The 12,414-nt window shown below is 60.6% G+C and carries 11 protein-coding genes and 1 pseudogene; 7 read left to right on the top strand and 5 right to left on the bottom strand.

What is annotated here, in order from left to right:
• Window positions 1-30: 30 nt before the first annotated feature.
• Genes AC0V6K_RS12130 through AC0V6K_RS12140 form a run of 3 tightly spaced genes read right to left on the bottom strand, consistent with a single transcriptional unit; the run spans window position 31 to window position 4,014 of the window.
• Window positions 31-618, bottom strand: coding sequence for a uracil-DNA glycosylase family protein (locus tag AC0V6K_RS12130; RefSeq protein WP_472622585.1), 588 nt, complete (start codon window positions 616-618; stop codon window positions 31-33).
• A complete protein-coding gene (locus AC0V6K_RS12135; protein ID WP_472622587.1) occupies window positions 615-2,417 on the bottom strand; it encodes an ABC-F family ATP-binding cassette domain-containing protein in 1,803 nt (600 codons plus the stop codon). Before AC0V6K_RS12135 ends, AC0V6K_RS12130 begins: the two co-directional genes overlap by 4 nt.
• Before the next feature lie 43 nt (window positions 2,418-2,460).
• Entirely contained in the window at window positions 2,461-4,014 is a 1,554-nt protein-coding gene (locus AC0V6K_RS12140) for an amidohydrolase family protein (RefSeq protein ID WP_472622589.1), read from the bottom strand.
• Between the two features lie 112 nt (window positions 4,015-4,126).
• Between AC0V6K_RS12140 and AC0V6K_RS12145 the strand changes: the two genes are divergently transcribed.
• From AC0V6K_RS12145 to AC0V6K_RS12160, 4 genes and pseudogenes are all read left to right on the top strand, one after another.
• A complete protein-coding gene (locus tag AC0V6K_RS12145) occupies window positions 4,127-4,891 on the top strand; it encodes an SIMPL domain-containing protein (protein WP_472622591.1) in 765 nt (254 codons plus the stop codon).
• An 83-nt stretch (window positions 4,892-4,974) separates the two neighbouring features.
• On the top strand, window positions 4,975-5,304 hold the full coding sequence (locus AC0V6K_RS12150; protein ID WP_472622593.1) for a PepSY domain-containing protein: 330 nt from the start codon (window positions 4,975-4,977) through the stop codon (window positions 5,302-5,304).
• Between the two features lie 159 nt (window positions 5,305-5,463).
• A pseudogene (locus AC0V6K_RS12155) lies at window positions 5,464-6,142 on the top strand (response regulator transcription factor).
• Window positions 6,143-6,260: 118 nt separating this feature from the next.
• Window positions 6,261-7,610, top strand: a complete 1,350-nt coding sequence (locus AC0V6K_RS12160) for a sensor histidine kinase (RefSeq protein ID WP_472626139.1) — start codon at window positions 6,261-6,263, stop codon at window positions 7,608-7,610.
• Between the two features lie 39 nt (window positions 7,611-7,649).
• On the opposite strand, the gene AC0V6K_RS12165 is transcribed toward AC0V6K_RS12160, so the two are convergent.
• Window positions 7,650-7,970 carry a chorismate mutase gene (locus tag AC0V6K_RS12165; RefSeq protein ID WP_472622595.1) on the bottom strand — a complete coding sequence of 107 codons (321 nt, stop codon included), beginning with the start codon at window positions 7,968-7,970 and terminating at the stop codon, window positions 7,650-7,652.
• Window positions 7,971-8,037: 67 nt separating this feature from the next.
• Here AC0V6K_RS12165 and AC0V6K_RS12170 point away from each other — a divergent pair, with 67 nt between their 5' ends.
• Genes AC0V6K_RS12170 through AC0V6K_RS12180 form a run of 3 tightly spaced genes read left to right on the top strand, consistent with a single transcriptional unit; the run spans window position 8,038 to window position 11,808 of the window.
• Window positions 8,038-9,048, top strand: a complete 1,011-nt coding sequence (locus tag AC0V6K_RS12170; protein WP_472622597.1) for a polyprenyl synthetase family protein — start codon at window positions 8,038-8,040, stop codon at window positions 9,046-9,048.
• An 18-nt stretch (window positions 9,049-9,066) separates the two neighbouring features.
• Entirely contained in the window at window positions 9,067-11,493 is a 2,427-nt protein-coding gene (gene hrpB / locus AC0V6K_RS12175) for an ATP-dependent helicase HrpB (RefSeq protein WP_486172652.1), read from the top strand.
• 36 nt (window positions 11,494-11,529) lie between these two features.
• On the top strand, window positions 11,530-11,808 hold the full coding sequence (locus AC0V6K_RS12180; protein ID WP_472622601.1) for an NADH dehydrogenase ubiquinone Fe-S protein 4: 279 nt from the start codon (window positions 11,530-11,532) through the stop codon (window positions 11,806-11,808).
• A gap of 9 nt (window positions 11,809-11,817) precedes the next feature.
• On the opposite strand, the gene AC0V6K_RS12185 is transcribed toward AC0V6K_RS12180, so the two are convergent.
• Entirely contained in the window at window positions 11,818-12,351 is a 534-nt protein-coding gene (locus AC0V6K_RS12185; protein ID WP_472622603.1) for a hypothetical protein, read from the bottom strand.
• Window positions 12,352-12,414: the final 63 nt, after the last annotated feature.

Genomic DNA, 12,414 nt, shown 5'->3' on the forward strand with positions numbered 1-12,414 from the left:
TGATCCCTCCTCACTCGTTAGGCCGAGAGACTATTCTTTCATTATGTCAGCAACATGTCGGCGAAGGCTGGGCAGGGTCTTGTCCTCGAACCACAGGTTTTTTGCCATCCACATCCGCACGCGCCAGGCCGGATGCGGCAACGGTATGAAGGGCGCAAAGTCGGCCCCACGCTGCACGCGCTCGGTCAGGGAGAGCTTCCGCGTGTCGGGCAGATAGGCTGCTTGGGCATAGGCTCCGACCAGAAGGGTGAGCCTGTCTTGGGGCAGAAGGTCGAGCACGCGGTGGTGCCATTGCGGAGCGCATTCGCGGCGGGGCGGTTGGTCTCCGCCTTTCGCTTTGCCCGGATAGCAAAAGCCCATGGGCATCAGAGCGATTTTGTCAGGATCGTAGAATTCTGACTTGTCGAAGCCCAGCCATTCGCGCAGCCGGTCGCCGCTGTCATCATCCCACGGGACACCGCTGGCATGGACTTTGGTGCCGGGAGCCTGACCGATGATGAGGATGCGTGACTTGGGCGAGAACTGCACGACGGGCCGCGGGCCAAGCGGCAGATGCTCGGCACAGAGCGTGCAGGTCTTGATCTCCGTGTGGAGGTCTGCGGCCCGCGCCGCGCTCACCCTTCGACCTTTTCGGCGAGGTCGAGCCAGCGTTCTTCAGCGGCGTCCTTTTCGGCACGCGCGTTCTCCAGCCCTTTGGAGATGGTCGCGAATCGCTTCGGATCTTTAGTGAAAAGGTCCGGATCGGCAAGGATTGCCTCACCCTTGGTGATGGCCGCCTCCAGCTCTTCGATGCGCGCGGGAAGCAGCTCGTAATCGCGCTGGTCCTTGTACGATAGTTTGTCAGATTTCGGTGCTGTGGGGGCAGGGGTGGGCGAGGGTGTGGGAGCGCTTGATTTGGCCTTGCGCGCAATCGGTTGGCGGCGCTTTGCCTCCCAATCCTCATATCCACCTGCGACGATGTCGACGCGGCCAGTGCCATCGAGGCCAAGCGTGACCGTCACGGTCTTATCGAGAAAGTCGCGGTCGTGGCTAACGATCAATACGGTGCCATCAAAGTCCGCGATCACTTCTTGCAGGAGATCGAGCGTTTCAAGATCGAGATCGTTGGTCGGTTCATCCAGCACCAGCAGGTTCGCGGTCCGCGCAAACTCGCGCGCAAGGAGGAGGCGTGACCGCTCGCCGCCCGATAGGATGCCGACCTTGGTGTCGACCAGCTTGGGATCAAACAGGAAGTCTTTTAGATAAGCTTGCACGTGCTTGCGCGCGCCGCGAACGTCGATCCAGTCGCCGCCTTCAGCCAGGATATCGCGCACACTTGCATCGGGCTCGAGCAGTTTGCGCTGCTGGTCGATCATCACGCCACTGAGCGTGCGGGCATGTTGCACAGAGCCGCTGTCTGGTTCGATCTCTTTGGTGAGCAGTTTGAGCAAAGTGGTCTTGCCCGCGCCATTCGCACCGACAATACCGATGCGGTCACCGTTCTGGATGCGCAGGGTGAATGGCTTGATGACAGCGCGTCCGTCGTAGGTCTTGGAGATGCCCTCTGCGACGATCACCGACTTGGACTTGAATTCCTCGTCATTCGCCAGCTTCAGCTTGGCTGCGCTGCTGTCCGAGATCATCGCCGCCCGTTGTGCGCGCATCTGGTAGAGTTTTTCGAGCCGCCCCTGGTTGCGCTTGCGCCGTGCCGTTACGCCGCGTTCGAGCCAGTGGGCTTCGATCTTGAGCTTGGCGTCAAGCTTCTCAGCCGCACGCGCTTCCTCGGCATAGACTTGCTCTTCCCAAGCCTCGTAACCGCCAAAGCCGACTTCCTTGCGCCGCATAGTGCCCCGATCAAGCCACAAGGTCGCGCGGGTCAGGCGCTTCAGGAACGTCCGGTCGTGCGAGATGGTGATGAACGCGCCTTTGTAACGCGTCAGCCAGTCTTCCAGCCAGTCAATGGCAGACAGGTCGAGGTGGTTGGTTGGCTCGTCAAGCAGGAGAAGGTCAGGGTCCTGCGCCAATGCGCGGGCGATGGCAGCGCGACGACGCTCACCACCGCTGGCAGTTGCCGCGTCGGTGCTCATGTCGATGTTGAGCTGTCCCGCGATGCTTTCCACCTCGTGCTCGGCAGGGGCGTCATCGCCGTGCAGGGCGTAATCCATCAGCGTTTCGTAACCGCTGAAATCGGGCTCCTGCTCGAGGAATACAATGCGCATATTGGGCTTCACGCGCCGCGTGCCGCGATCCATTTCGATGCGGTCGTCAATCAGGCGGAAAAGGGTGGTCTTGCCCGCGCCATTGCGCCCGATCAGCGCTAGCCTGTCGCCCGGCAACACATGCAGATCCATCGGCGCGACGTCCGGTCCACCGAACAGCCAACGGCCGCCTTGTTGCAAGCCAATGCCTTCGAGGCTGAGGATCGGGGGCTGTGCCATAGGAGGCGCGCGTTAGGCGCTCTGCGGGTCCCCCGCAAGGTTGCTATTTCTGCGCCTCGACCATTGCCGCCACGTCTTCAAGCAGCTTGGGGGCATCGAACACGATCCCGTCCTTGATCGTCCAGCGAACCCCGCCAACTGTCTCCAACTGGTTGGTCTCACGGTTCAGGCGGGTGTGGCCGGTGCCGTAAAGGACTTTCAGGTTCGCCAGTGGGTTCTCCGGCACGATAACCAGATCGGCGAGCTTGCCAACCTTGATCGAACCGATGGGAGGTTCGATGCCCTTGGGTTCATAAATCTCGCGCGCGCCGTTGACCGTTGCGGCCTGAATGACTTCCAGCGGCGTCAGGCCTGCTTCGCGCAGCATCTCGAGCTCGCTAACGAAGGCGAAGCCCCATGTCTGGTAGATATAGCCCGGATCAGAACCAGCGGTGACGCGCCCACCTTTGCGGTGGAAGTCGCGGGTGAGCGCGAACCACTTGGCGTAGAACCGTTTCCATGCGGCCTCATCCTCGCTGGTCCAATCGTGATAATAGCTGCCATGGTTTGTGAGGCTGGGCGCATAGAACTGCATCAGCGAGGGCAGGGTGTACTTATCGTGCCACTCCAGATTGCGCGCCTTCATCACATCGCGGCTGGCCGAGTAAATGTTGAAAGTGGGGCTGAGCGTGACGTCGTTCTCGATAAGGTGGCCGATATAGGCGTCCCACTGATCGGACCCCGGCTCGCCTATCTGTTCGGCTAGGCGGGCAACCCAAGCAAAGCGCGACTGCTCATCGAGGTAATTGTAGTCCGACGGATACTGCGGAATTGTGCTTTTATCGAGCAGGCTTTCAAAATGGCCGTAGAAGTGGGTGACACCATCGAGGCCAAGCTCTGTTGCGATCTTGGCGTTGACATTAGCCACGCCACGCTGACCGAGGTGGGCCACGGTGCCGAGGCCATGCTTGTCGCTTTCATCAAGGATTGCGGCGAGCACTTCGGGGCTTTCGTTGTTGAAGAACTTTATCCCGTCATAACCGGCACCTTTGATCCAGCGCACCCATTCGCGGCCCTTTTGCGGGCTGTCGACGGCGCCCTGCGGGCCGACAGCGCCCGGCACGGTGTATGCGAAGAGGCGCGGCGCCGTGATGGTGTTGGCCTCGCTGCGGCGTTTCTGGTCGATCGAGGGATCGTTGGGACCCCAGCCAAAGCCGACCCCGCGAACGCTGGTGACGCCGTGGGCGAGCCAGAGCTTGAAGCCATAGGATGGCTGCGGCGCTTTGTCGGGATCACCGTTGTGGCCGTGCGTGTCGATCAGGCCAGGCATGACATACATGCCGCCTGCCTCGATCACGCGGTCGGCTTGAACCGGCGCTCCTCCGCCGCGCACGATAGCGGCGATCCGGTTGTTTTCGACCACAATATCGACCGGACCTTCAGGTGGGGCCCCCGTGCCGTCGATCATGGTCGCGCCGCGTATCAGGAGCGTTTCGTAAGGCCCTTCGCCTTCGCCTGCTGGCCGATCAGGCACCCGCTCCATCTGGGCCAGAGCAACGCTTGGCAGCGACAATGCAGCAGTGGCAATCGCAACGGCATAGGCGAGGGTTTTGAGCATCGATTTCTCCCTTGGCCCAAGGGTCTAGCGATGAGGTTACAGCTTGCAAACACTTGCATTCACAGTCAGGCCATAAGAGGTCCGCCAAGACCACGGCAAAAGGAGAAGTGCAATGATCCGTTTGTTCACGAAATCGATAACCGGCGCGCTCGCTGTCAGCGCTCTTGCCATGACCCCGGCGCTCTATGCCGCAGAGATCGAGATCGAGGCTGAAGGCCCGGTTGTCGAGCTGTCGATCTATGAAGCGATCACAGTCGATCCGGACATGGCGACAATTGGTGCAGGTGTGACCACCGAAGCGCCCACTGCGGTTGAGGCCATGCGCCAGAACGCGGTGGAGATGCGCAAGGTGATTGACCAGATCAAAGCGCAAAGAGTGGATGAAAAGGACATTCAAACATCCGGCATCTCGCTTCGTCCCCGGTACGAATACAACCGCACTACGCGCGAAAACGAGTTTCGCGGTTATGCCGTATCGAACCGCGTGAGCGTGAAGCTGCGGGAGATCGAGCGGGTGGGCGTTGTGCTGGATGCACTGGTATCGGCTGGTGCGAACAATCTGGATGGTCCGAGATTTTCCATCGAGAACGATAACGCCGCGAAGGATGAGGCTCGCAAGCGTGCTATTGCCAGCGGACAGGCGCGGGCCGAAGCGTACGCGGCGATGCTTGGGTATGACCAAGTGAGGGTGCTCGAAATCAATGAAAGCATCCAGAACCGCTCTCCCGCACCGCCGATCATGATGCGCGCCGTGGCTGAAGAGGCCGCTGATGCGGTTGCCCCCGTTCAACCGGGCCAGGTTAGCGCCGGTGTTTCGATCACAATCAAGTATGAGATGGTCGCCGAAGAGGCCGCTGCCGCGATTGAGGGTGATTAATATAAGTCGTTACTTTTCTGAACAACGAGCAACGCCAACATTCAGAGGTTGTTCAAAGCGCAAAAACTAGACAGACAATCATTATGAAACAGCACCGCACCACACTCACTGCCTTGGCCACAGCGATTGCGCTGGGCGCCTTTACGGCTGCGCCTGCCGCTGCGGCGGACCGCGGGACGTATCAGGAGCGCAGTGAGCAGGGCGAAGCGCGCCAGCAGATGAAGGCGGGCAATCAATTGCGCCTTCGCGAGATTGAGCGGCGCATCCTCCCAAAGATGAGAGGCGCCGAATATCTCGGCTCCGCCTATGACAAGACCAAGCGGGTCTATCGGCTCAAATTTGTCGAGAAAGGCCGTGTGGTGGAGATTGACGTGGATGCCCGCACCGGACGCATCCTGCGCCGGTCTCGATGACAGAAGGTTGATCTGAAGACGGAAATTGAACGGGGGAAATCGACCATCAGGTGCAATGCAGCTTCCTTGACGCCCCAGTCTACGTGGCCCACTCCAATGGGAAGAACCACAAAAGCGCACCCGAATGATGGTTTTCACGCAAGAATATAATGGTGGAACATGCGGATATTGATTGTCGAGGATGAGCCGACGCTAGGCCAGCAGTTGAAAACAACGCTGGAGCAGAACGGCTATGCGGTTGACCTTTCGCCCGATGGCGAAGACGGCCACTTCCTTGGAAGCACCGAAGAATATGACGCGGTTGTCCTCGATCTGGGTCTGCCCAAGATCGATGGCCTCACCGTTCTGGGCAAATGGCGCAAAGAGAACCGTGATTTTCCAGTTCTGGTTCTGACCGCGCGTGACAGCTGGTCTGACAAGGTCGCCGGTTTGGACGCGGGTGCGGATGACTATCTTGCAAAACCGTTCCAGACCGAAGAGCTGATCGCTCGCCTGCGCGCGCTTATTCGCCGTGCGTCGGGCAACACCTCTTCCGAACTCACCGCCGGCGATGTCCGTCTGGATACCCGTTCGGGCCGTGTCACCCTGAATGGTGAACCGGTCAAGCTGACGGCGCAGGAATATAAGCTGCTCAGCTACCTGATGCACCACAAGGGCAAGGTCGTGAGTCTGGACTGAGTTAATCGAGCACATTTACGATCAGGACTTCGACCGCGATCTGAACACGATCGAAGTGTTCGTCACCCGCATCCGTAAGAAACTTGGCGCAGAGGTAATTACTACGATCCGTGGCCTCGGTTACAGCCTCGACGACCCCGCAGACGCACCCCGAGCTTAAGAGCGAGGGGCAGCCGACCGGCTCAGGCTCCGATAGCAGCAGTTCCGCTGCTTCGGAGCCGGAGACGGGTGAAACCGCTGAGCAGTCCAGTGGAACCAAACGCAGCCTTGCGCGGCGCATGGGGCTCATCGCAGCGGGCTGGATCACGGTGCTGCTGCTTGTCGGCGGTATCGCGCTCGACCGGGCGATCACGGCAGAAGTGCAGGGCAGCTTTGACCGGCAGCTTGAAACCACGCTGAAAGCGATGGTCGCCAACTCGGAAATCGATTCCGATGGTGAAATCTACTTTTACCGGCGCTTAGGGGATCAACGTTTCCTTTCGCCGAATAGCGGTCTGTATTGGCAGATCAGCGCCAACGGGAAAGAGGACTTCACCTCACTCTCATTGGTCGCGGACGCATCGCAAAGCTTGTGGGATGAACGGCTGGAATTGCGCGGACCAGCGGAGGGCGAAGAAGCCAATCCCAATCCGCAGTTCTATGACAGTTACCAGTTTGATGGTGAGCCGCTGCGCATTGCCGAGCGCACGCTGATCCTGCCGGGTAGCGAGAAGCGCTGGACCTTCGCGGTTGCCTCGGCGCGATCTGATCTGGAAGAGCAGATCAATCGCATCCGTTCGATCCTGATCTGGAGTTTCCTTGTTCTCGCGGTCGGTCTGATCGTCATGTCGCTGCTGCAGATCCGCTACGGTCTTTCGCCACTGCGCCGCGTGCGTGATGCGATATTGCGGCTGCGCAACACCGGCGAAAACCGCATCACCGAACCGCTGCCGACCGAGGTTCAACCGATGGTCGATGAGCTCAACGCGCTGCTCGCCCACTCGGTCAAACAGGCAGAGGAAGCGCGCACGCATGCGGGCAATCTCGCTCACGCGCTGAAAACGCCGCTGACCGTGCTGACCAACGCCGCGACCGCCCAGGATCCCAAGCTCAGCGATGCCGTCTTCCGCGAAACACGCGTGATGCAGCGCCATGTCGAGCACCACCTTGCTCGCGCTCGTGCAGTCGGACGTCGCGCGGTCGGCCATGCCCGCGCCAATGTCCACCAAAGCGCAGAGGCGGTGCGGCGCGCAGTCGAGCGGCTCTATCCCAGCGGCCGCTTGGATATCGCGGGCAACAAGGACGCGATGGTCGCCGCGGAGCGACAGGATATCGACGAGATTCTCGGCAACCTGATCGAGAACGCAGCCAAATATGGCGGGGGCAGTGTGTTCGTCACCGTCGACGCAGAACCCGAAGACAAAAAATTCTGCCGCATCTGGGTAGAAGACGATGGCACCGGCATTCCCGAAGAAGAGCGTGAGCGTATCTTTGATCGGGGCGCGCGGCTGGATACGGGGAAACCGGGCACAGGCCTTGGCCTCGCCATCGTTCGCGATGTGGCAGAGATTTACGGCGGCGATGTACTTCTGAGCGAGAGCGAAGATCTGGGCGGCCTGCTGGTCGAGCTGGTCCTGCCTCGGGCGTAAACCGATCGGCGCCGCGTCCGGTTAGCGCGTAATCTGCGCCTAGCTCTCGCGCGCCTTTTCGTGGTGACGGATCACTTCGTCGATGATGAAGCGCAGGAACTTCTCGCTGAATTCGGGATCAAGGTCCGCCTCTTCGGACAGCTTACGCAGCCGCTCGATCTGTCGCTGTTCGCGCGCGGGATCGGCAGGGGGCAGGGTAACCTTGGCCTTATACTCGCCCACCGCCTGCGTGATGCGAAACCGTTCGGCCAGCATGTGAATGATCGCAGCGTCGATATTGTCGATGCTCTTGCGATACATCGCCAGCACCTGGTCGGGCTGGCTGGAACTGTCGGTGGTTGGTTGCGTAGAGTCCGTCATAGACTGCAAAGCTAGCAACAATTGAGCGCTTGCCAAGCAAGTGTGCGTCCACCTAAGGGCTTTTTTCATGACCGCCGAAGTCGTTCCACTGCCGCGCAAACAGCCGTCGCTTGAGCCGATGCTGTCTTTGACCGCGAACGGGATGAATTCGGTCAACACTGTTATCCTTGAGCGCATGCAGAGCGAGATCCCGCTGATCCCGCGTCTAGCCGGGCATTTGATCTCTGGCGGGGGCAAGCGTTTGCGCCCGATGCTGACGCTCGCCGGGGCCGAGCTTGTCGGATATCAGGGGGAACGCCATCACAAGCTCGCAGCGGCGGTGGAATTTATTCACACGGCGACTTTGCTGCACGACGATGTGGTTGACGGCAGCGAACTGCGTCGGGGTAAGGCGGCGGCCAATATCATCTTCGGCAATCCCGCGACTGTGCTGGTCGGTGATTTCCTGTTCAGCCGGGCGTTCGAGCTGATGACTGAAGACGGTTCTTTGCGCGTGCTCAAAATCCTCAGCCACGCCAGCGCCGTGATCGCGGAAGGCGAAGTCAGCCAGTTGACCGCGCAGCGCCAGATCGAAACCAGCGAGGAACGCTACCTCCACATTATCGGCGCAAAGACTGCTGCCCTGTTTGCTGCGGCTAGCCAGATCAGCGCCGTCGTTGCCGAATGCGGCGAAGAGCAAGAGCGCGCTCTGGAAGATTATGGGCGAAATCTCGGCGTTGCGTTCCAGCTCGTCGATGACGCGATCGATTACGATTCTGACGCTGCTGAAATGGGCAAGGACCAAGGCGACGACTTTCGCGAAGGCAAAATGACACTGCCGGTGATCCTCGCCTATGCGCGCGGTGACGAGAGCGAGCGCAAATTCTGGAAAGACGCGATCTTGGGGCACCGTTCTTCGGATGATGACCTCGCCGAAGCGATCCGCATTATTGAGAAATACGACGCGGTTGAAGACACCCGCGAACGCGCACGCCATTTCGCACAGCGCGCGATTGATGCGATCTCGATCTTCCCCGACAGCAAAGCGCGTCAGGCGATGGCCGAAGCCGCGCAATTTGCGGTCGCGCGCGGATACTAAGCCCGCTACCGGTTGGGCGTGAGCCTGAACCTACCCATCCATGATGCATTGCCTGACCTGAAGTCCGCTTTGGCGGGCCGGGGCGCTGCTGTGCTGATTGCGCCGCCCGGGGCGGGTAAGACCACGGCGGTCGCGCCAGCTCTGCTGGATGAGGAATGGTGCAGCGGCCAGATCCTGCTCACATCACCGCGCCGTGTCGCTGCGAGGGCGGCTGCTGAGCGTATCGCGCAGCAACTGGGCGAGAAGCCGGGCGAGACCATCGGCTATATGACCCGCCTCGACAGCAAGACTTCGGCCAAGACCCGTGTGGTGGTGATGACCGAGGCGATCTTTGTGAACAAACTGGTTGATGACCCTGAATTGTCGGGTGTTTCGGCGGTGCTGTTCGACGAGGCGCATGAGCGGCACCTCGACAGCGATCTGGGCCTCGCATTGGCGCTCGAAAGCCGTGGCGTGCTGCGCGAAGACTTGCGCGTGCTGGTGATGTCGGCAACGATCGACGGTGCGCGGTTCAGCCGTTTGCTGGGCGATGACGCGCCGGTGATCGAGAGTGAAGGGCGTAGCTTTCCTTTGGAAATCAAATGGCTTGGCAGCAACCCCTCACAGCGGATCGAGGAGCAGGTGGTCGCTGGCGTGATGACTGCATGGCGCGAACAAGATGGCGACATCCTCGCCTTCCTGCCTGGCGTGCGCGAGATTGAGCGGGTGCGCGAGCAATTGGAGGCCAAGCTCAAGGATACGCCGATCCTTCCGCTCCACGGGCAGGTTGAGCCCGCGGCGCAGCGTCAGGCGATCCAGCGCGATCCTGACGGTAGGCGGCGGGTGGTGCTGGCGACCGCCATCGCCGAGACCTCGCTTACGCTGGATGGCGTGTCGGTGGTGGTCGATAGCGGCCTGTCCCGCCATGCCGAGTTCGACCGCGCGGCTGGCACCACGCGGCTGGTCACTCACCGCGCCAGCCAAGCGGCGGCAACGCAACGGGCAGGGCGCGCTGCGCGGCAAGAGCCAGGTGTTGCCTATCGCCTCTGGGAAGAAGGCGGGCATCTTGGCCGGCCAGAGTTTGCCCCGCCGGAGATAGAGATCGCAGACTTGGCGCCGCTCCTTCTAAGGCTGGCCAAGTGGGGCACCGGCGATCCGGCTGAACTGAATTGGCTTGATGCGCCGTCCACTGCGTCGGTCGAGACCGCGCAATCGACACTACAGACAATGGGTGCGCTGGATGACGGCAATCGCATCACGGAATGGGGTCAGAAGATTGCCCGCCTGCCGCTTGACCCGGCATCCGCCTCAGCGGTCTTGCGAGGGGCGCAGCATGGGCAAGCGGGCGAGGCGGCGAAGCTTGTGATGTTGACGCAGGAACGCGCTTTGGGCGGGCGCGGGGAAGATTTGTCGCAACGTCTCGTTCGTTGGCATGGAGAGCGTGGTCGAAAGGCCGATGCCGCACGAAAGCTTGCCGCAGGATGGGCCGCGCAGGCTCAAAAGCTGGTTGAACAGGCGCTGGAGCCGCTCGGTAATCCGGCGCTGTTTCTCGCTCTTGCAAGGCCGGACTTTGTCGCCCGCAGGCGCGATGCCTCGGGAGAGAATTGGATTAGTGTCGGTGGACGCGGCTTCGTCCTCGATCACGCATCGCCACTGGCCCGCGCCGAATGGATCGTGATCGCCGATGCGCAGGGTCAGGCGAAGGGGGCCAGGATCACTTCGGGTGCAGAATTGACCCCGCGCGAAGTCGAGGAGGCACTTGAGAGCCGAATAGAGAAATCATCCCGAGTAATCTGGAATTCAACAGAAAAGCGGGTCGAAGCGCGGTTGCATAAGCGACTGGGTGCGATCACTTTGTCCAGCGCACCAGACCCCGATCCTGACACACAGCAGCTTGTGGATATCCTTGTGGAGAAAGCTCTGGAGAAGCTGGGGAAATTGCTGCCTTCTGGCTTTCTCGCACGTGCCGAATTTGCAGGCGTAGAAGGGCTGTCCAAATCTGCTCTGGCGGAGAACGCCGCGCTTTGGTTGGCGCCTTTGCTTGAGGGGCGCCGCGATCTCGATCCGCCGGCGCATCGATATGCCGAGGCGGCCATGAACGCGCTTGATTGGAATGAGCGTCAGCGGCTGGATAGTGAGGCGCCCACCAAGTTCACTTCACCTGCCGGAACGAGCCATACCATCGACTACGCGGGAGACGACGCGCCAAGCGTGGAGGTGCGCGTGCAGGCCCTGTTTGGCCTCGATCAGCACCCGATGATTGGCCACACACCGCTTTTGCTGAAGCTCACCAGTCCGGCTGGTCGCCCGATCCAGTCGACGCGCGATCTGCCCGGTTTTTGGCGCGGCAGTTGGGCTGATGTCGCCAAAGACATGAAGGGGCGGTATCCCAAGCACCGCTGGCCCGAGCAGCCTTGGGTGGAAAAGCCGAGCCTAAAGACAAAAAACGCCTTCAATCGCGGATAGGATTGGATTATTGGGCGGCCATCGAAGGGATCGATGATGACTGCAATTATCTACCAAACGCCGAAATCCGCCATGCAATCGGGCAAGGCGAAGACAGAGAACTGGGTGCTCGAATTCGAGCGTTCGCAGGCGATGAAGCCAGATCCGCTGATGGGCTGGTCAGGCAGCGGCGATACGCAACAGCAGGTGAAGCTGACTTTTCCCGATAAAGAGGCAGCGAAAGCCTATGCGGCGAAACACGGCATCACGGCGCGCGTTCACGCGACGCCGAAAACGTCACTCAAGCTGCAAGCCTACGCCGACAATTTCCGGTAACTCCGGTGCTCAGTGCACCACCTTGAGCATGGCGGTGTGCTTTTCTTCCAGATCATCTGCCGTGACCCCACGGACCGGGTTGGCGAGATGGCCTTGCCAGGTCGCTTTGCCCGCCTCGAATGCCGCCTTGCAGTCGGTGGCATCGTGGCCGACATCTTCGGCAATGTATATCGCTTCGGCTGAACCAGCGCGAAAGAAGCGGATATCATCGCACTCACCATCATTGGCGAATTGTGAAGCATCGTCGCCGAACAGAATGGTGTCGTTGGCATTCGGATTGGCATAGAGCGGATTGACCGATAGTTTGCCTGCCTCCATCGCCGCGCTGCAATCGCTGGCGTCGCGTCCGATGGTGTCGGTCAGCACCACCGCCGACATGCCTTCGCCGGTGAAGCGGGGATCGTCGCATTCCCCGTCATTTGTGAATTCGCCGACATCCTGACCGAAATCGATGGTCGTTGGTTGCGCCGCTACCTGGACATGCCCAACGATCAGCGCCAACGCCGCTGCTCCCCAAAGCGGCTTTGCCAAAGCTTTTGCCATATTTTCTCTCCCCGAACCGGAGCCTAGGGCGACAAGATGATCTTGCCAAGTTCATGCGGGATC

The sequence above is a fragment of the Erythrobacter sp. S43 genome (genome assembly GCF_057364955.1).